The 888-nt window shown below is 67.0% G+C and carries 1 protein-coding gene; it reads right to left on the minus strand.

Annotated elements, in window-relative coordinates; all coding sequences use genetic code 11:
• Positions 1-692 (minus strand): glutamine synthetase family protein (locus NQ160_RS24250; protein WP_257517521.1); only part of this gene is annotated, 692 nt, incomplete at its 3' end.
• Positions 693-888 lie beyond the last annotated feature (196 nt).

The raw sequence follows: 888 nt of genomic DNA on the forward strand, positions 1-888 counted from the left end.
GGCATGAACGTGGCATACACGCCCTGCTCGATGGCCACCTCTTTGATCACGGTGCGGAACGTCATGATGTTGTCAGCGGTCGCCAGGGCGTCTGCGTACCGCAGATCGATCTCGTTCTGACCGGGACCACCCTCGTGGTGGCTGTACTCGACCGAGATTCCGAGGTCTTCGAGCATGCGCACCGAGCGACGGCGGAAGTCGTGTGCGGTGCCACCCGGGACGTTGTCGAAATAGCCCGCCGAGTCGACGGGCTCGGGGCCATCCGCTCCGTACGACGACGACTTGAGCAGGTAGAACTCGATCTCGGGGTGCGTGTAGAACGTGAAGCCGGCGTCGGCTGCCTTGGCAAGGGCGCGCTTGAGAACATTGCGCGGGTCGGCGACGGCCGGCTGCCCGTCTGGCGTCGTGATGTCGCAGAACATGCGCGCGGTCGGGTCGATCTCACCGCGCCACGGCAGAATCTGGAAGGTCGACGGGTCGGGGTGCGCGAGCAGGTCCGACTCGTACGAGCGGGTGAGGCCCTCAATGGCCGAGCCGTCGAATCCCAGACCTTCGGCAAAGGCCCCTTCGACCTCGGCGGGGGCGATCGCGACCGACTTCAGGGTTCCGATGACATCGGTGAACCACAGGCGGACGAACTTGACGCCGCGCTCCTCGATCGTGCGCAGTACGAAGTCACGCTGCTTGTCCATCGCTTCCCCTCCGGCGGGTGTCGCCTCGGCCAGCCTACTGGTCGTCGGCGCCTTCGCCGCTCCGCGCGGAACCGGCTCCCCAAGAGTCCTCTCGGGCCTCTTCGTCGGCCCATGCCCGGGACCGGTCGGCGAGCAGCTTCGGTGCGCGCGCCGCTTCTTCTTCGGTGTCGAACGGACCGGCGCGATCGACGGCCGG

It is taken from the genome of Microbacterium sp. zg.Y909, from assembly GCF_024626565.1.